The organism is Paenibacillus nuruki, assembly GCF_963311185.1.
GTDB lineage: Bacteria > Bacillota > Bacilli > Paenibacillales > Paenibacillaceae > Saccharibacillus > Saccharibacillus nuruki.
Map to the genome: position 1 here is coordinate 4,359,653 of NZ_OY725677.1, position 18,779 is coordinate 4,378,431.

Annotated in this window: 19 protein-coding genes; 13 read left to right on the forward strand and 6 right to left on the reverse strand. The window is 40.7% G+C overall.

Annotated elements, in window-relative coordinates; translation table 11 throughout:
* The first annotated feature begins 152 nt into the window (after window positions 1–152).
* Genes RCP16_RS19340 through ulaA form a run of 3 tightly spaced genes read left to right on the forward strand, consistent with a single transcriptional unit; the run spans window position 153 to window position 3,776 of the window.
* On the forward strand, window positions 153–2,219 hold the full coding sequence (locus tag RCP16_RS19340; RefSeq protein ID WP_308641079.1) for a BglG family transcription antiterminator: 2,067 nt from the start codon (window positions 153–155) through the stop codon (window positions 2,217–2,219).
* Window positions 2,216–2,482, forward strand: a complete 267-nt coding sequence (locus RCP16_RS19345) for a PTS sugar transporter subunit IIB (protein WP_069326492.1) — start codon at window positions 2,216–2,218, stop codon at window positions 2,480–2,482. Before RCP16_RS19340 ends, RCP16_RS19345 begins: the two co-directional genes overlap by 4 nt.
* Before the next feature lie 25 nt (window positions 2,483–2,507).
* A complete protein-coding gene (gene ulaA, locus RCP16_RS19350) occupies window positions 2,508–3,776 on the forward strand; it encodes a PTS ascorbate transporter subunit IIC (protein ID WP_273592799.1) in 1,269 nt (422 codons plus the stop codon).
* 106 nt (window positions 3,777–3,882) lie between these two features.
* On the opposite strand, the gene RCP16_RS19355 is transcribed toward ulaA, so the two are convergent.
* A complete protein-coding gene (locus RCP16_RS19355; protein WP_137224669.1) occupies window positions 3,883–4,644 on the reverse strand; it encodes an AIM24 family protein in 762 nt (253 codons plus the stop codon).
* Between the two features lie 173 nt (window positions 4,645–4,817).
* Between RCP16_RS19355 and RCP16_RS19360 the strand changes: the two genes are divergently transcribed.
* The 5 genes from RCP16_RS19360 to RCP16_RS19380 all read left to right on the forward strand — a co-directional run bounded on the left by RCP16_RS19360 (window position 4,818) and on the right by RCP16_RS19380 (window position 9,041).
* Entirely contained in the window at window positions 4,818–5,159 is a 342-nt protein-coding gene (locus tag RCP16_RS19360; RefSeq protein WP_273592798.1) for a zinc ribbon domain-containing protein YjdM, read from the forward strand.
* A gap of 166 nt (window positions 5,160–5,325) precedes the next feature.
* The gene (locus tag RCP16_RS19365; RefSeq protein WP_308641080.1) at window positions 5,326–6,396 is read left to right on the forward strand and encodes a bifunctional transcriptional activator/DNA repair enzyme AdaA; all 1,071 of its coding nucleotides are present in this window, start codon (window positions 5,326–5,328) and stop codon (window positions 6,394–6,396) included.
* Window positions 6,397–6,422: 26 nt separating this feature from the next.
* Entirely contained in the window at window positions 6,423–7,205 is a 783-nt protein-coding gene (locus tag RCP16_RS19370) for an isocitrate lyase/PEP mutase family protein (RefSeq protein WP_308641081.1), read from the forward strand.
* Window positions 7,206–7,365: 160 nt separating this feature from the next.
* Window positions 7,366–8,418 (forward strand): LLM class flavin-dependent oxidoreductase, encoded by a 1,053-nt coding sequence (locus RCP16_RS19375; RefSeq protein ID WP_069326504.1) that lies wholly within the window; start codon window positions 7,366–7,368, stop codon window positions 8,416–8,418.
* Between the two features lie 335 nt (window positions 8,419–8,753).
* Window positions 8,754–9,041: a hypothetical protein gene (locus tag RCP16_RS19380; RefSeq protein WP_069326606.1), complete on the forward strand. Its 288-nt coding sequence runs from the start codon at window positions 8,754–8,756 to the stop codon at window positions 9,039–9,041.
* A gap of 42 nt (window positions 9,042–9,083) precedes the next feature.
* On the opposite strand, the gene RCP16_RS19385 is transcribed toward RCP16_RS19380, so the two are convergent.
* A complete protein-coding gene (locus tag RCP16_RS19385) occupies window positions 9,084–9,908 on the reverse strand; it encodes a YkgJ family cysteine cluster protein (RefSeq protein WP_308641082.1) in 825 nt (274 codons plus the stop codon).
* Between the two features lie 240 nt (window positions 9,909–10,148).
* Between RCP16_RS19385 and RCP16_RS19390 the strand changes: the two genes are divergently transcribed.
* On the forward strand, window positions 10,149–10,946 hold the full coding sequence (locus RCP16_RS19390) for a class I SAM-dependent methyltransferase (RefSeq protein ID WP_308641083.1): 798 nt from the start codon (window positions 10,149–10,151) through the stop codon (window positions 10,944–10,946).
* Between the two features lie 96 nt (window positions 10,947–11,042).
* Here RCP16_RS19390 and RCP16_RS19395 read toward each other — a convergent pair whose 3' ends face one another.
* Window positions 11,043–11,924, reverse strand: a complete 882-nt coding sequence (locus RCP16_RS19395; RefSeq protein ID WP_308641084.1) for an arylamine N-acetyltransferase family protein — start codon at window positions 11,922–11,924, stop codon at window positions 11,043–11,045.
* Window positions 11,925–12,115: 191 nt separating this feature from the next.
* On the opposite strand from RCP16_RS19395, the gene RCP16_RS19400 reads away from it, so the two are divergent.
* From RCP16_RS19400 to RCP16_RS19410, 3 genes are all read left to right on the forward strand, one after another.
* A complete protein-coding gene (locus tag RCP16_RS19400; RefSeq protein WP_308641085.1) occupies window positions 12,116–12,691 on the forward strand; it encodes a GNAT family N-acetyltransferase in 576 nt (191 codons plus the stop codon).
* Window positions 12,692–12,777: 86 nt separating this feature from the next.
* Window positions 12,778–13,719 carry a helix-turn-helix transcriptional regulator gene (locus RCP16_RS19405; RefSeq protein ID WP_308641086.1) on the forward strand — a complete coding sequence of 314 codons (942 nt, stop codon included), beginning with the start codon at window positions 12,778–12,780 and terminating at the stop codon, window positions 13,717–13,719.
* 63 nt (window positions 13,720–13,782) lie between these two features.
* On the forward strand, window positions 13,783–14,286 hold the full coding sequence (locus RCP16_RS19410; RefSeq protein WP_308641087.1) for a GyrI-like domain-containing protein: 504 nt from the start codon (window positions 13,783–13,785) through the stop codon (window positions 14,284–14,286).
* 52 nt (window positions 14,287–14,338) lie between these two features.
* Here RCP16_RS19410 and RCP16_RS19415 read toward each other — a convergent pair whose 3' ends face one another.
* Window positions 14,339–15,859, reverse strand: coding sequence for a diguanylate cyclase domain-containing protein (locus RCP16_RS19415; RefSeq protein WP_273594622.1), 1,521 nt, complete (start codon window positions 15,857–15,859; stop codon window positions 14,339–14,341).
* Window positions 15,860–16,067: 208 nt separating this feature from the next.
* Window positions 16,068–16,922: an alpha/beta fold hydrolase gene (locus RCP16_RS19420; RefSeq protein ID WP_308641088.1), complete on the reverse strand. Its 855-nt coding sequence runs from the start codon at window positions 16,920–16,922 to the stop codon at window positions 16,068–16,070.
* Between the two features lie 262 nt (window positions 16,923–17,184).
* Between RCP16_RS19420 and ypfJ the strand changes: the two genes are divergently transcribed.
* Complete coding sequence (gene ypfJ, locus RCP16_RS19425) at window positions 17,185–18,027, forward strand: KPN_02809 family neutral zinc metallopeptidase (protein ID WP_069326512.1); 843 nt, start codon at window positions 17,185–17,187, stop codon at window positions 18,025–18,027.
* 68 nt (window positions 18,028–18,095) lie between these two features.
* Here ypfJ and RCP16_RS19430 read toward each other — a convergent pair whose 3' ends face one another.
* On the reverse strand, window positions 18,096–18,638 hold the full coding sequence (locus tag RCP16_RS19430) for a hypothetical protein (protein ID WP_308641089.1): 543 nt from the start codon (window positions 18,636–18,638) through the stop codon (window positions 18,096–18,098).
* Window positions 18,639–18,779 lie beyond the last annotated feature (141 nt).

The window sequence follows — 18,779 nt, forward strand, 5'->3', positions numbered from 1 at the left end:
CTTTTTAATTCCTGTGAATACGTTCCTTTTGAATCTGCTTGGCAAAGGAAGTGTATATTGTTGTGCAGATTAGTCGACAATAAAGGGACTCAAAAACAGTATAGATTTGTTATGTATTATTGTATCGTTATCACAAGGGAGGCAACACAAAGATGATTTTAGATGAACGAAGTGCCGGCATCTTACAATTACTCCAACAGTCATCTGCGCTTACGATGGTCGAATTGGAAACTCATATGGAGCTTACCCGAAGACAATTGCAATACAGTATTAACAAAATAAATGATTGGTTAGTGCATCACGGTTACTCGGTGATCTCGTACGATCGGCAAGTGGGTTACTACTTAACCGATGTGATACGAGCAGAAGACGTACCTGTAAAGTTAACCAAGCGCTCATATCTCTTTTCAGAAGGAGATCGGGAAAAGGTATTCGGACTGCTGTTGCTATTAAGTCCGGAATCGCTGTCGGTGTATCACTTTCAGTCGATCGCCAGCGTCTCTCGTAATACCGTACTCAAAGATTTGCAACGACTCAAGTTGAAATTGCATACCTATAAGCTGTCGATCGAGTACTCAAAAAAAGATGGGTACGTGCTCAAAGGAAGCAACCATCGCAAACGCCATTTGATCGAAGAATGGTTGCCAGAAGTGTTGAATAGCCCCAGTCATTTATTGATTATTCAATGTATCTGGGAAGAGCAAGCTGAACAGCTAGAACAGATCCGTCAGCAGTTGGAACATGTAGAGCATCAACTGGCTATTAGCTTTGCTGATGAGCGTCTACAAGAACTGACCTACCTGATGCTATGTACCGATCAACTGATTGGCAAAGGTTCTACTTTACCGGTACAACAAAGTTGGGAAGAGTTAACCGGCACACAGGAGTATCAACTGGTGAAGCAAATGGTTCAATCGTCTGCTTTTAGACAGCCATGGAATCAAAACGAATATCTATATGCGACGCTGCATTTGCTTAGTATGAACCGCACGCGAGACATTTCACCACTACAAGAAGATAAAGTCATCCAGCAGTTAATTCGTGAGATTGTGTCCGAATTTGAACGTTGGGCATGTGTCAGTCTGCAAGATCAAGACGTGTTGTATCAGCAACTATATGTGCATTTAAGACCTGCCTATTACCGCATGTTATACGGTATTTCATTGATCAATCATATGACCGAGCGGATTCAGAAAGTCTATCCTGAACTTCATCATTTAACTCACAAAGCGTTGATTCCACTTGAAAAAAGTATCGGTGTCAAAGTGCCTGAAGATGAAGCCGCTTACTTTACGATTCATTTTGGTGGATGGCTACGCAGGCAGGGGACGGTACTGGATGATCGTAAGCGAGCCATTGTCGTATGTGCGAACGGGATAGGAATCAGTCATATTCTGATGTATACGCTACGTGAAATGTTTCCTGAGCTGTTGTTTTTAGATGCTTTGTCGGTGCGAGGTATGGCGAATTATAACTTGAGTTATGATCTGGTGTTCTCTACGGTACATTTGAGAACCTCTGCGCCACTGTTCGTGGTTCCACCGATTATGGAGATTCCAGATAAACAAAAGCTACGACAACAAGTGATGCAAGAATTATACGGATACACGATCGAAAAAGTAGATACTGCTTCACTGCTCAAAGTGATTGGTCAGCATGCTACGATTTTGCAACCGGATGAATTAGAAAAAGCCTTACAAGCACACATTTATACCTATACGCATAGAACAAATAAGCATTCCCTAGAGGGGGCAGAGAAACCTTTGCTGGAACAATTGATTACAGAAAAGACGATCACTTTCCAGTCGAATGTCAGCGATTGGAAAGAAGCGATTGCAGTAGCCTCTCAGCCACTATTAGAGATGGGTACGATCGAAGAAGAATATATTGAAGCGATGATCCAATCGATCGAACAAAATGGGCCGTATGTGGTGATTACACCAGGAGTAGCGATTCCACATGCTCGTCCAGATCAAGGGGTACGCTCGTTATCCATGAGCTTTTTGCGCTTAGAAGAAGCGGTTTATTTTGCACCGGATAAGCCTGTACGTCTGATTATTATTTTGGCGGCGGCAGACCGTTCGTCTCATTTGCGAGCACTGGTGCAATTGACACATCTGCTTGGTGAGCCATCCAATATCGAAGATATTTTGAACAGTCCAGATAAAAATGTACTCATGCAATATATTCATCACTATTCTAAGGAGGAAACAGAATGAAAATTATGGTCGTATGTGGAAACGGATTGGGAAGCAGCTTTATTATGGAGATCAATATCAAGAAAGCATTAACTGAAATGGGCAAAGTAGCAGATGTGGATCACACCGATCTATCGTCAGCCAAATCCGAGCAAGCTGATATCTTTATTGGCGCGGCAGATATTATGGCACAACTCAGTGATGGGGGTCGTACTGTCGTATCCCTTGAAAATATGATGAGTATCCCTGAAATTAAATCCAAATTAGAACCGCTTCTAGCTTGATTTTAGGGAAGAAGGTAGAGCCGATATGATGAACTTAATAATGAACGATATTCTAGGCACACCGTCGATACTGGTTGGACTGTTTGCGCTTATCGGACTTCTTTTACAGCGCAAGCCTATTGCTACCGTCGTCTCCGGTACACTCAAAACGATTATGGGTTTTGTGATTATTGGAGCAGGGGCAACCGTATTAACAGGTGCTCTAGATATCTTTGGTCAAATGTTTACGCATGCTTTTCAAGTTCCCGGCATTATCCCGACCAATGAAGCGATTGTTGCGGCAGCGCAAAGTCAATTCGGAGCGTCTACGGCTCTTATTATGGTCTTCGGGATGATCGTTAATATTATACTGGCACGTTTTACACCGCTAAAATACATTTTCTTAACCGGACATCATACTTTATTTATGGCTTGTCTCATTGCGGTATCTTTAACCGTTGGTGGTATGAGTGGTGCACCACTGGTGATTGTAGGATCGATTATTTTGGGATTATGTATGGTGGTATTCCCAGCGATTTTACAACCGTATGTACGCCAGATTACAGGTAGCGACGATTTTGCTGTCGGGCATTTTGGTTCGATCGGTTACTTTGTCTCCGCTACGATTGGTAAATGGTTTGGAAATAAAGAAAAAACAACCGAGCAGATCAAAGTTCCCCAATCGTTAGGCTTTTTGCGAGATACTTCTGTAGCAGTATCCCTAACGATGTCGATCTTCTTTATTGTTGTAGCTTTATTTGCAGGACAAGAGTATATTCAGACGGAATTGTCTGGTGGTTCTAACTTTATCGTCTTTTCTCTGATTCAAGCGATAACCTTTGCAGCAGGCGTATACATTATTCTTGCCGGCGTACGGATGTTGATTGCAGAGATTGTACCTGCGTTTAAAGGAATTGCCGAGAAATGGGCTCCCAATACGAAGCCTGCCCTCGATTGCCCGACCGTATTTCCTTTTGCACCGAATGCAGTTATTATCGGCTTTTTGTTTAGCTTTTTAGCTGGGTTGTTATCGATGTTTATTTTACCGGCTGTCGGCTTAAAAGTGATTATTCCTGGATTGGTTCCTCACTTTTTCACAGGCGCAGCGGCAGGTGTATTCGGTAATGCAACAGGTGGACGGCGTGGAGCGATGATGGGTGCGTTTGCCAATGGATTATTAATTAGTTTCTTACCCGCTATACTGCTGATCTTCCTGACACAGTTCGGATTTGGTGGTTCTACGTTTGGCGATACCGACTTTGGCGCTGTAGGAATTATCATTATAGGTCTTATGAAGGTTTTCGGAGCGGCGTAATACAGTATGTAGATCTTAGAAGTTGGTCATAAAGTAAAAGGTAAAGAATGCTTAAAAGCGTTCTTTACCTTTTTTGTGATACCACATGAGAAGAGTCTAATGTGTATTAGTTAGAAGGTGGAGCTAACCAGACCGTTCCTGTACCACGATAGACGTTCACTAATCCTTCGCCAGATGCCAAAGAACCCATTTTGGTTTTGCCTGATTTCTCGACGGTAAAGTTGAGTGTATTCGACCACATCATCGCAAAGTTTCCATCGACTTTGAGCACATCATTTTGCAGTTCAATCACTACTGCTTCTTCAGCAGGAACAGGTGCTTCGAGAGCAATAACACCTTTACCACTAGCGCTCATGTTAAATAATCCTTCACCACCAAGTACAGCAGAAGAAAAGTTACTACGGGCGACAACGCCGATTTTGAGTGTCGTCTCACAAGCCAAAAACAATCCATCATCCATGACAATTTCATCGTTATCAACATCAATTAACCAGATATATTTGTAAGTTGGTTCTAACAGAATCGTACCTGTTCCGTTATAGAGTGGCTTGATCGAACCTGTACCTGTTGCCGCTCCACTAAGGAAACCCCGTACTGCTCCACCAGCGCCTTTGACCCCTGTCGTCATTTCCATATTACCGACCGTATACTGCATCGCTCCAGCACGCATCATAATTTCACTATTGTTAATCTCGATCATTAATTGTTTGCGGTGCATGTTGCTTTTGGACATATAATATTGAGCAGTCGCTTCGCCCACCGAGGTACAACTGAGATCTTTGATATACTCCAAGACTGTGAAGCTACCCACTTTGTCTTTGATCACCGTATTGCTGTTATCGGTAAGGTTATTAATCGTAAAAGCCATATGTAACGCCTCCTGTTCATATAGTAAAAGGATACCTCTAGTTTAACTAAATAAAGCGCAATAAGGAAATAATAGTTACTCTTGAATAAAGATTTGTACAACTTCCAACTCTATGGCAAAATATAAGCATAAACAGGTTGTCACATGAACCGAACGAATGGAGAAATGAAAAGATGTCAAGCTTGCCTAATTGCCCTAAATGTCATTCTGAATATACATATGAAGATGGTGATATGTTAATCTGCCCGGAATGTGCGTATGAATGGAATCCAACCGCTGAAGCTAATTCGGCTGACGAAGAAAAAGTCGTTAAAGATGCTAACGGCAATATTTTACAAGATGGCGATTCGATCACGATTATCAAAGACTTAAAAGTCAAAGGCAGTTCTTCTACACTCAAAATCGGTACAAAAGTCAAAAATATTCGTCTGGTTGACGGCGATCATGATATCGACTGCAAAATCGATGGCTTTGGTGCAATGAAATTGAAGTCTGAATTTGTGAAAAAGATTTAATCTACTGATTTAAAAAGGATTATACAGTCGTCTTTTAACAGCAATCAAGCTAAGCATTGTGCTTAGCTTTTTTCGTATAAAAAAAATCAATGCCTGAATTTCGGCGATGAAGATACAGTCGGGAAATTATAATCAACGTATCCACTTCTTGTAAAGGAGCCTCTCTATGATCTCACCTGAATACCAGCAAGAGTATTACCAAGCATTACTTGAAAAAAAGACAGAATACGAAGGATTGTTCTATGTCGGTGTCAAAACGACAGGTGTATTTTGTCGTCCGACGTGTCCAGCGCGTAAGCCGAAGTTTGAAAACTGTGAGTTCTATGCAACAGCGCAACAAGCATTACTCGCTTCCTATCGCCCATGCCAGCGTTGTCGCCCTTTATCGCATCCCAACCATGTGTCTGATGTGGTGCGTTTACTGGTTGAAGCTGTCGAAAAAGAACCCGAAAAGCGCTGGCGTGAAGAAGATTTTCGCCAATTGTCGGTAGATGAATCTACAGCTCGTCGCCAATTTAAAAAGCGTTTTGGGATGACATTTGTTGAATATGCACGGGCTCGGCGTATGGGATTAGCACTCAAACATATTCGTGCCGGACAGACTGTTATTGATACACAATTATCCGCAGGTTATGAGTCGAGCAGTGGATTTCGAGATGCTTTTGCACGCATTATGGGTGCAGCACCGACTTTACTAACAGAAGATCGTATACTCAAAGCTTCTTGGATCGATACAACACTCGGGCCAATGATCGCTATAGCAAGTGAAGAAGCATTATATCTATTAGAATTTGTAGATCGTAGAGGACTAGAACGTGAAGTCGAACGATTACGCATCAAGACCCGATCGGCGATTATTCCGGGTATGACCGAAACGATTCGCTTAATCGAGCAACAGTTGAATGAGTATTTTGCAGGAGCACGTACTACATTTACAGCACCGTTAGCGTTATTAGGTTCTCCTTTTCAACAACAAGTATGGGAGCAATTAATGAAGATTCCAGCAGGAGAAACACGTTCTTACGCTCAGATTGCGATAGCGCTAGGTAGACCATCTGCTTTTCGCGCGGTTGCTCAAGCGAATGGAGCGAATCCATTGGCACTTGTAGTTCCTTGTCATCGAGTGATTAATTCCAATGGAGAACTGGGTGGCTATGGCGGTGGACTCACACGTAAAGCATGGTTATTACAAAATGAACAAGCTCAAGTCACACAAGCTCAACGTAAAGAACAATAAACCAACATAGAAGGAGAGTCTGCTGAATGTCTACGCAAATACAGCAAGCACAAGTATTACATGATCTACATGTGAAAGGAAATCCGCTCATTCTGGTCAATATCTGGGATGCAGGTAGCGCAGCTGTGATTGAACGTACAGGCGCTAAAGTGATTGCAACAGGTAGTTGGTCAGTAGCTACTGCACACGGGTATGAAGATGGACAAGCGGTACCTTTTGCACAGGTGATCGCGAATCTTAAACAGATCAAGCACAACGTACAGTTGCCTATCACGGTTGATATCGAAAGTGGTTACGGGGATACACCTGAACACGTCTCTCAATCGGTACAAATGATTATCGAAGCAGGCGCTGTAGGGATCAATATCGAAGATCAGATTATTGGTGAACAACGATTATATTCGGTAGAAGAGCAGTGTGCACGTATATCAGCTGCACGTCAGGCGGCGGATCAGTTAGGGATTCCTTTATTCATTAATGCACGTACCGATATTTTCTTACAAGCCGATCCGCTATCTTCGGTTTTTATGCAAAAGGAACATACAGAACATGCTTTAATGCGTGCTACAGCGTATGCGAATGCTGGGGCTAATGGATTTTTTGTACCCGGATTAAGCGATCCTTCTTCGATTCAAATGTTATGTACTCATTCTCCATTACCGATCAATATTATGTTTACTACAGACACCCCTTCATTGAAAGAATTATCATCATGGGGAGTATCCCGAATTAGTTATGGACCTTCGCCCTATCAGCAAGTGATGCATACGTTACAAAAAATAGGCCAGGACGCATTATCCTATGAATGATTGCTTTTTTATTCTTCTTTTTATCTATATTTGTTATAAAAGACTTGATATTCATCTAAAAAAGGTTCAATATAAAGATATTACTTGTAAAGTTAGTAAATAACAAATTTATAGCGATATAGATAAAAATAAATAGAATAAGAAAGCAGGGAATTTTTCCATGGAAATAGGCATAAGCACATTTGTAGAAACTTCACCCGATGCACAAACTGGTGAAGTGATGAGTCATGCACAACGTATTCGTGAAGTAGTAGAAGAGATTGTACTTGCGGATCAAGTAGGACTGGATGTATACGGAGTAGGGGAGCATCATCGGGAAGATTATGCGGCTTCTTCACCAGCGGTTATTTTAGCTGCGGCGGCTTCGCAAACCGAGCGTATTCGTTTATCGAGTGCAGTTACCGTTCTTTCTTCAGCTGATCCTGTGCGTGTATTTCAAGATTTTGCGACATTGGATGGTATCTCGAATGGACGAGCTGAGATTATGGCAGGACGGGGTTCTTTTATCGAATCGTTCCCATTATTCGGCTACGATCTGGATGATTATAATGAATTATTTGATGAGAAGTTAGATTTGCTGTTAAAAATTAGAGCTTCTGAAAAAGTAAGCTGGCAAGGACAGCATCGTGCTGCTATTCATAATCTAGGTGTCTATCCACGTCCTGTACAAGAGTTATTGCCAGTATGGATAGGCAGTGGAGGCAATACAGAGTCTGTGATTCGTGCAGGTATGTTAGGCTTACCGTTAGTCCTAGCCATTATTGGCGGACAACCTGCTCAATTCGCTCCATTGGTTGAGCTGTATTACAAAGCAGCAGCGCACGCTGGACATGATGCTTCAACATTGTCTGTTGCTTGTCATTCCCATGGATTTATTGCAGATACAACCGAACTCGCTGTAGAGCAATTTTTCCCTTCCACACAACAAAGTATGAATAAGCTTGGTAAAGAGCGTGGATGGGGTCCTTATACACGCAATAGCTTTGATGCTGCACGTAGTGAGCAAGGTGCGCTCTATGTAGGTGATCCAGCTACAGTCGCTCGCAAAATTATTAATTTGCGTAAACAGGTTGGGATTACTCGATTCTTTTTACATGCACCCGTCGGCACGATGCCACATGATCAAGTTATGCATGGAATCGAATTATTAGGTAAAGAAGTAGCTCCACTGGTTCGTGCCGAAGTGGCAGAGTGGGAAGCAAGCAATAAATAAAGATCCCTATCACCTTCAGTAAAGCATCTATACGTAACCGTATATGTGATGCTGAAGGTTTTTTTCCTATTTGTCACTATCATCTTTATCTATTGTACAATGAGCTATGGATAATTTCTGCGATCTGTTTCTGGGTATCTACAGCGGTTAATGGTATAATAAGAAGAAGTATGTTATAGAAGAAGTCATAGTAAGTATCTACATTCTATTTTAGATGTAGAAGTATGGTTCTTTCTGTTGGAATAGCTTACAATAACAAGATGTTTGCAATCGAACGAAAGTTATCTATTGCTAAAACCCAATATAGGAGTGGTCATTTGAAAAAGCAAAAACCGATGTCAATGGAAGATTTGTTGAAAGATTTGCAAGGGCAAAAAGAAGCACAGGGCGAAGGATACGTATCTTTAGATATGTTGTTTAATCCAGCGTTTATGAGCAAATACTCTAGTTTGAAAAGCTTTGAAGAATTTTTGAAAAAAGGTAACTTCCAAGCGGATACGCTAGATGAAATTCAGAATGTCGAAGGCGAACTATTTGATCGCCATGTGAATCGTGAGACTGATTTTAGCGATTGGAAATCCATGTTAAACAAAGCTAACGCAGAGTATACGCACAAGAAATAATTGAAAAAAGAGCAACGATAGCTAATTATCGTTGCTCTTTTTTTATTTGCCTGTATATTGAGCCATTTTATCATTATGATCTTGCAACGAAAGTTCAAAGTTATCCAGATTACCAATATCTGTTGTGACACCGCCACCATGCTTGGCGTATAACACTAACCAGTACATAATCGGATATTGGCGTAGCGGACGACGCTTCGGTCCAATCATCACATCAGCAACGCGTTCATATTCGCTCCAACGATCTGCAATATTAGGCGTGATCTTGCGATGAGGCTTACCACCGGGAATATATTCGCATATTTTTTCAGGACGAAGACGTTCTTTCCATGTGCCATAAAAGGTATGCGAACTTCCATGTGTTCGGCAAATAAAGGGACGTACAGGATACACACGACAAGTCCCTTTTTCCGCATCTAATAAAGGACAAGCAAAACTATTACGTGTAGCATGATGACGAATCGCATCCAATTCTTCAATTGTATTTGTAGGATGGGCTAATGAAGCATACATTGGTGGATTCTCGATACGAAATGTTTCCCAATCGGTAGCGGCTTTGGCAAAAGCTTGTTGAATATCAGCCTGACTCCAATTGCGCTTCATATAGATCAATAACAATTCAAATTCCACTTGGGAGATAGGCACATAATCTGAACAACAAGCCCGGCAACCAGCCGAACAAGGAGGTTGCTGTACACTTGTCGCCCGATAATCTTCGATCGTCTGATCAACTTCTTGGTACAGGTGATACAGATGAGCAGCACGACTATCCGGTGCAGCTGTTCTATGGCAATGTTTCAGCTTTTGCCCGCTTCCACAAAAGCAGAGTTGATTTCGAGAAAATGAATAAGACATTGTATCGGACACAGATGAAGTCACGTCCTTTCCTGTTGCTAACGTTCGGTATACATATAGACTATTATATCGCTAATTGGAAATGAAGTTCTAGTTATCGATGCCAATGAGTCATGATACAGATGATATACATCCAGCACTGATGGATCTAAATTCAATAAAAAGCGATAAAAATAACTACACCCATCAATAAGATGGTACGATAGGTAAAATAATATTTTTGCGCGTTATGCCTATTATGGAGGGTTTGTTATGGAATCATCGCAACAGAATAAGAATGCATGGAACAACGGTACGTATCAATCATGGGTTAACCGCTTTGGTACACCTGAGGAAGCGGCTGAGAAAATCAAACAAGATCCGCAAAAACGGATCGGGACTGCTTTTAAACATATGGAAGAACATATACAGGGCAAAAAAATCATCAATTTACTTGGTTCTAATGGCAACAAAGCGGTGGCTTTAGCGCTACTTGGTGCTGAACTAACAATCGTTGATTTTTCGGCTGAAAATGAGCAATATGCTCAAGATTTGGCACGTGCCGCAGGTGTACCTTTGCAATATATTGTGTCTGATGTGTTGCAATTGCCGTTAAATGAGCTTAACCATCAATATGATATTGTCTTTATGGAATTTGGAATTTTGCATTATTTTACTGACTTACAGCCATTATTCCATGTGGTATCCAGCTTGCTTGCTTCAGGTGGACGATTGGTATTACAAGATTTCCATCCGATCTCAACCAAGCTGATTACGTCCAAAGGCACAACCGCTAATATCCGTAAGCACAAAGTAACAGGCGATTACTTTGATACTTCATTAACAGAAAAAACGGTCTCGTATTCCAAGTATGCCGAATCCGATCAAGCGGACAAAGACGAGCAAAAAGTGTATTTACGTCAGTGGACGATTGGTGAGATTGTGACAGCAGTAGCGACATCTGGTCTGATGATCAAAGTACTCGAAGAATTGCCTAATCAATCATCAGAAGTGTTTGACAAAGGGATTCCCAAAACATTTACCGTAGTTGCAGAGCAATTGCATTCATAATCAAAATACATGTATACAAACAGCAAAGCCACTCCCGATACAGGAGTGGCTTTTTAGTCTTTTCTAGATATAGTATCTACGTTTGTAGATAATGATTTACGAATAGCTTGGTAATCCTTTGGTCTGTTTCCATTGTTCATGTGCTTGCTGTACTCGTTTCCAGATATCATCTTTTTCAACAGCACTATAGCGGCTCAATGACTCACCGAACACATCATGTAATTGATCTATCCAGTCTTTTTGATTGGTAATTTCAGTATGCTGAACCCCTGTAACATCAATCGTTTTGAGCATACATCCACGTAATTCATGACTGGCATGTTCATCACGCTGGCGCAAAAGAAATACATCAAACCATGGAGACTGCGCAGAGCGACTGTAGAATTCATGATTTGCTTGAAAAGGTTCGAGATCGGATACCACTTGATGATCAATATCAACACCGACAATCGAAGCACGAGCATCATGCTCTAACCGCCATCCTTTGGGATCAATACTGGAAGCAGCCACTTGATATTGAAAAGGAGATTGAGCATAAGCACCATAACTCAAAGGCAGTGGCGTATACGGCATATCACCTAGTCCTACATCAATAATCCACGGTTGAGTTATGCCTTGCTCATCTTCGATATGAACAGTTAACCCCAGATGAAACGAATTGATACGTGGCTCTGTTCCTAAAGGTTGTACCCCTGCACGATGCCAGTCTACCTGATAACCTAGAGAACGTAACAATGTACTAAATGCTCCGTTAAGATGAAAACAATATCCACTTCGTCCGCTTAACAGTAAAGGAATCGATTGCTCAAGATCTATACTTGCTGGATGCCCTGTGAAAATATCAACGGTTTGCCAGGAAAAGCGTTGTATATGAGCTTGATGCAGTTGGCAGAGATAGGTTAAGGTAGGTGGTTGAATGTCTTCGATACCTAATTGCTTTAGATACATTTGAATTTCTGTTGTAGATAATGTGTACATAGATACTCACCTCAATTATATTAAATGTAATGGAATTAGAATGGTAAAATAGGAAGAGTAGAACTATATGTAGTATACGAGAAGATGAGATACCTTGGGCGACTTAAATCCCCTAACTGTAACGGTACAGATAACACATAGAAGCATTTGTCCAACACAATACATCACCTAAAAGGAGTATACCGATCATTATGAGCGACTTATTTGCATTTGAACAGTTTCCCCAGTTAGAGACATCACGTTTTGTATTAAGACAAGCACAGCCTGAAGATAGTCATGACCTATACGAATTGTATGCGGATGAAGCTGTAGTTGAATATATGCCATTTACTCCATTTACATCGGTGGATGAAGCACTGGATGAGATGAAATGGTATACACGTATTTTTGCAGAACAATCAGGGTTACGCTGGATGATTGAAGATCGTGAGCATGCCAAAGTGATCGGAACATGCGGATTTCTAGGATATGAACAAGAGCATCATCGGGCTGAACTAGGTTATGATCTATCTTCTGCGTATTGGGGCAAAGGGATTATGAAAGAAGTCGCTTTATGTATTATTCAGTTTGGATTTGAACAGATGGAGCTGAATAAAATTGAAGCCAAAATCGAACCGAAGAATCAAGCCTCGATCCGTCTGATGGAAAAGTTAGAATTTGTACAAGAAGGTCTACTTAGACAACATGAATATGAAAAGGGGAAGTATGTGGATCTTGCAGTATTTGCTCTATTACAAAGTGAATATGTAGCGAAGACAAAATCGTAAGATATTTTGCTTTGCAAAAATCACTTTTGACTGCACTAGAAGATGTCGCGCTTTAATTGCCAAGCGCTAAGAGGTAAGGAGACATTATGAAAATAGATCGATTACTTGCGATCACTGTACTGTTACTGAATCGACAACGAATCAGCGCCAAAGAATTAGCCACACGCTTTGAAGTATCGACCAAAACCATTTATCGAGATATTGATACGCTCAGTCAAGCAGGTATTCCAATCGTTGCTCATCAAGGAACAACAGGTGGATTTGAGATTATGGAGCAGTATACGATTGCTCGTCAATTTCTAACCTTAAGCGAGATTGATGCGATGATCTCTGCGGTAAAAGGCATGACTACTGTATTTAATGATCAGATGTTTGCGACTTTACTGGATAAAGTGCAGGCGTTACTTCGACCGACAGATCGGATGCAGACACCGATTCAACATGCAGGCATTGTGTTTGACTTCAATCCGTGGGGGCAAAATCCAGCAACACGTGACAAAGTGAATCTATTGCGCGAAGCGATCACGAATACATACAAAGTACATCTACACTATCTCAATACAAATGGCATTGAAAGTGAACGAGCTGTCGAACCGTCTGCTTTGATTTTAAAAGGATATGTCTGGTATCTGCATGCTTATTGTACATTACGCGAAGAATTTCGCTTATTCCGCCTGTCTCGTATATTAGAATTAGAATGTACACAGGATTCGTTTAATCCACGGGCGATTCCTGATTGGGATCAGTATCAATGGAACAATAGCAACACTTATGAAGAACAACGGCAAAACGTGACGTTACTATTTGGTGCTCAAGTGCGCTATCGTCTAAATGATATGTTTGATCCTGATTGGATTTCGGTGCAATCGGATGGACGTATTGAAGTTCAAGGTGCTTTTATAATCGATGATTGGTTCTATAATATGTTATTGAGCTTTGGAGATCAGGTTCGTATTCAGACTCCTGCGGAACTGATTCCAGAATTAATTGGACGAGCGCAAAAAGTCATCGACAGTTATTCTAACTAGACAGACTGTTGTCTATATTCCCTCTGTATACTTGAGATCAAAGAACAGAAAGAGGGATGAATAATGAATACAGTAGCGACAACGACGATTATCGACTTACCTGCTTTTGTCGTACATGGGATGGGTACACGCACTACGAATGTAGATGAATTAGGAATGGCTAATGCTCGCTTACCGCAGTTATGGGCATCCTACTTACATGATAAAGCCCAGCATCCTTCGGCATCTTCGCAGCATGCTCCAACCTATGCGCTGTATACCGATTATGAAAGTGATGCTAATGGGGCGTATACGGTGGTGATCGGGCAACAAGCAGACGATCATTTGGAGCAACCGATCACCAGACAACGGCCATTAGAGATCACTGTCCCTGCTAGCCGGTATATGGTATTTACGACATCGAAAGGACCTGTATTTGAGACAGTAGCTCAGACATGGGGCACGATCTGGAATTATTTTGAACATGCTTCTGAAGTGCGGACATATACAGGAGATTTTGAAGTGTATGAATCGACAGCCAATCCAGAGCAAGCGGAAGTGAAGATTTATATTGCAATTCAATCCTAGAAAGTATGTAAGAAAACCCGTTTATATCACAATCAGGTGATATAGACGGGTTTTATATTTTCAATTTACGTTGATGCTTATTACGATACATCGCTTTGTCTGCATGGTTCAATAGAGTATCGACATCTGTACCATCTTGCGGATAGATACTGGCTCCAGAACTCATTGAAATCGCTAAAGTATCTTCTCCATATACAAATTGAGCTTGAGCAAATAGGGTATTGATCTGATTGAGAATTTTCTGTACTTGAATCTGGTGTTCGACAGGATGAATAAATAGAACAAATTCATCGCCTCCTAGACGTGCCACCATACCTGTATTTCCAACAGCTTGTTGAATAAGCTTGGCAGTATGCTGAAGCATTTCATCACCAGCTTGATGTCCATACCGATCATTGGTTTCTTTAAAATAATCGAGATCGATTAGAATAATAGCCAGTTGTTCTTGCTGTTGTTGAGCTTTGACCATACATTTTTCTAACTCTTGATAAAAGTAACGACGATTAGGAAGTTCTGTTAAAGAATCGTGATATGCAAGAAAAGCGATTTGGCGTTGTTGCTCTTTTTTGATCGTAATATCACGCATAATAAGAATCACATGATCTTCATGATCCACAACGACATAATCCCCTTTGACCAGAATATCGATCCATTGCTCACCATTCCAGATCTTCGTCTCCATATCAATAATGCCTTGCTGTTGTTGAAGCTTCTTCCATAGTTCCTGACTTGCTATCGTATTCAAGTTGGTAATATCCAGATCGACAAATGAGAAGAGCTGTCTAGCACTTGGATTCGCTTCTTTGATCGTACCAGATCGACGTGCTAACAGAATCGCTGCTGGATTCATATCAAATAACTTTTTATAGCGATGGTGATTAAAATTTAAAAATTCGTACTTTTTCATGGCGACTTGTAATGTAAAACACCAGATCAATCCACCATACAGATACGGATAAGGCGGAAGTTTCTCACCAAATTGGAAATATCCAAAAAAGGCAATCCAGCTCAAGGATAGGATCATACCGTATCGTAACACTCGATAGATCGCCTGATGTTCAGAAGAACGATTCGATGCTTGATAACGGGAAAGAAAGACAAGTGAAGCAACACTGATCAGAATACTTGCAGTAAGAGCAGCATAATAAGAAGTATTATAAACAGGCAATTTCCAGATCCCTGCTGCGACAAATTGTTGTGAAGAAATATACTGCGTATCATTGATAATCCCTAACGGAATAATAAGGAGAGGAAGATAGAAAATATACGGATACAACCATTTTGGCATTTTGCGATACGTGCCAGAAATCTTGACGATAAAATGAAAACCCAACCCGGGTAAAATAATACCTACATTGGCGAACCAAAAAGCGGACAATACTGAACTATATTCAAGCGGTAATTGATAACGAACGTACTCTTCTAAAAAAAGTAAAAAGTAACATCCGATCGCAATACTCACCAAGCGATGTTCTGACTTCTTGGGATTACGTAACAAGACATCAATACCCATATAGAAAAAGAATAGCATCGGTAAAACATAGAGAACAATAGGAATCAAGGGTTCTAACACATTCAAACGTATATATCTCCTTTCCAATAGATTTAGAAGCAGAAGCCAACAGTGTATACCTGCTACACATACCTATTGTTCAATTAAAAATGAATAAGAGATACTATGTATAATATCGTCATTATGTGTCAAAAAATAAGCAGAAAAAAAGCTGACGATCATAACTGTATATCGCCAGCGTTTCTTTCTGTATCTATATTAAAATGACTTATAGATTATGGCTTGCTACGCCTAATGTATTATTGCCACCAGACATTTGATTCAGGAACAATAATAACTCTGAATTAAACTTCTCTTGCTCATCAAACATCATCGCATGACCGCTATCTTCAAACGCTACAAGGCGTGAATTAGGAATACTTTGTTGTGTTAATTCTGCTAACTTAGGATCACAGATTTTATCTTTTTGACCCTGAAAAATGACTGTTGGTACATTGATATGTGGCAAGTCTGCACGTAGGTCTTCATCACGTAGAGATTCTGCGGCTTTGATCGTGCCATGATTAGACGCTTGGAAACACAATAATTCTAACCATACCATCAGCGCTGCTCTAGACTTATGATGGGTAAATTTCAGACCAAATTGAGATAGCATTTTTGGACGATCTTCGTACGTCGGAATAATCAGTTGTGCATTCAGGTCTTCCTTCGTCATGTTATATTCAAAATCAGGACGCTGTGTAAATACAGGCGTTGCAGAACCCATCAATGCAAGGTGAGAGATGCCTTTTCCTTGATGACGTGCCATGTAACGAGTAGCCACTGCTCCACCCATAGAGAAACCAATCAATGCAGCGTTTTCAATCTGAAGCTCATCAATAACAGCTTTGAGATCATCTGCCATCCGGTCAAAAGAATAACTTTCCCACGGTGCATCCGATTTACCAAATCCACGGAAATCCATTCCGATACAGCGATATCCTTCTTTAGGCAAGATAGAGTATTGATATTCAAACATTTGACTGTTAGCTGGCCAGCCGTGTAAAAATATAACAGGAATCCCTTCGCCAATATCTTCTACATAGATTTTCACATGATCTTCTACTTGTATATAACGTCCCATATCTGTCGCCTCCTGATGTGTAAGTGATTGTTACTGTATTAAACATATTTATTTGAAAAAAAACGCTATATTGCAAGATTAACTTTATTATGTAAAACGAATTTCTAAAAATCAGCGTGAAGATCATCTATGTAGATCCGTACCAAATAAATAATTTATAGAGCGCAAACCAGAAAATTGGGATGTCCTAATTCTTTTGGGGTATATCATGTATACATACGTTAAAGCAAACGGTTTGGATCAGTCATTAGGGGGCAAAAAGATGAAGTTGCAAGGTAGAAGAACAAGTTCCAATGTAGAAGATCGCAGAGGTAAAGGCGGTAAAACGATTATTGGTGGAGGTATCGGCGGGATTATTATTATTTTGATTGTGACGTTGTTAGGAGGCAATCCTAGTGAATTATTGAACGGTACAACGTCGACAACGACCGAATCATCTGCACCCTATCAGGCAACCGCAGAAGAACAAGAGTTAGCGAATATGGTATCTGTAGTCTTAGCAAGTACAGAAGATGTCTGGACCGCCCAATTTAAAAAGCAAGGATTAACGTACAAGAATCCTACACTGGTACTGTATAACGATAGTGTTAATTCAGCTTGTGGTACAGCCAGTTCAGCAGTAGGGCCTTTTTATTGTCCGGGGGATCAGAAGCTGTATATTGATCTCAGTTTTTATGATGAACTTCAGCAAAAGTTCAAAGCACCCGGTGATTTTGCCATGGCTTATGTGATTGCACATGAAGTAGGTCATCATGTACAGACACTACTTGGAACTATGGATAAGATTCAATCTACCCGTCAAAATATGAGCGAAACGCAATACAACAAAGTGCAGGTTAAGTTAGAGTTGCAAGCCGATTATCTGGCAGGTGTCTGGGCACATGATGCGCAAGGAACGAACCTGCTAGAAGAAGGTGATCTCGAAGAAGCGCTCACCGCAGCAAGCGCTGTGGGTGATGATACCCTTCAGAAGCAAGGACAGGGATATGTTGTACCAGATAGCTTTACACATGGTACATCAGAACAGCGTAAACGTTGGTTTTATAAAGGATTTGAGTCAGGCACGATCGCAGGTGGAGATACCTTTAATGCAAGTAGCTTATAAATAATTCAAAAAAAGTCTGGCAACAGGTTCTCTTTACCGAGGTAGAGAAATCCTGTTACCAGACTTTTTTATTGTTGTCCTTGTATAGCATGTTGTTTGCTATGTAAGTTCATAGCATAATGATAAAGTTGTTGGAAAGGAACCCGATATTCTTCAATTAATCCTTGTGGAGTGGCTAATGTAGAATTCTTTTTCGCTAGCTTGGAACATAATCGCTGTAATGAAGGTTCAGAAGCAATCCAGAAGCGAACTTCTTTGATCCCCCGTCCAGACTGATCAATATGTTCTACTAAATGTTGCAGAGCATGTGTAAACATTTTAGTTTTGCGATATTTAGGGCTGAAAATAATAGACTGAATCTGTATAACGTCGGTGTTATAGTAAGCATCTTCAGCAGTTCCATACAAGTAACTCCAAGCCCCTACCACTTCCTGATAAGCATCCAGACTGATAAAACATTCCTCTTCCAAAAGCAGTGGAAACGGCGTAAAACCAAGTGTGAATAATAAAGGATGAGGCGTAGGAAGTTTCACATGATTTTCCAAAACAAAGGTCATATATTGTTCTTGATACATAGCGTTGGAACAGACTTGCATACGATAGTTCATCATAAACGACTCCTTTGTGTATAAAGTAATGCTGACATAAATAACAACCATATCCCTTGGCTTCTAAGCTGAAAATAAGAGAAAAAGACCTCGATGTAATCTGCCGAATCGAGGTCTACAAAGATATGATGGGAGGAAACCGTT